Genomic DNA, 293 nt, shown 5'->3' with positions numbered 1-293 from the left:
ACCCCCTGTGTTCCGAGCACATGCAGGCCGGCAAGACGGCGCATGGTTGGGACTACATCTACGAGCCGGATGCGCAAAGCGTCATTGACGAGCTGCTGGTCCGCTACGTCGAGTCGCTGATCTACCAGGCCGTTGCGGAAAACATGGCGTCCGAGCAGTCGGCGCGCATGGTGGCCATGAAGGCTGCGACCGACAACGCCGGCAGCGTCATTGGCGAGTTGAAGCTGATCTACAACAAGACGCGCCAGGCAGCGATCACGAAAGAACTTTCGGAAATCGTCTCGGGCGCCGCT

The 293-nt window shown here is 61.1% G+C and carries 1 protein-coding gene; it reads left to right on the top strand.

Going from position 1 to position 293, the window contains the following annotated elements; translation table 11 throughout:
- Positions 1-293, top strand: a 293-nt coding sequence (locus tag B5P40_RS32540) for a F0F1 ATP synthase subunit gamma (protein ID WP_181462991.1), incomplete at both ends; no start/stop codon positions are given.

Origin of the sequence: Bacillus sp. SRB_8, from assembly GCF_003264205.1 — a bacterium.
Lineage (GTDB): Bacteria > Bacillota > Bacilli > Bacillales > Bacillaceae_G > Bacillus_A > Bacillus_A mycoides.
Note: the sequence above shows the minus strand (reverse complement) of the source record. Positions and strands in the feature narration are given on the sequence as shown.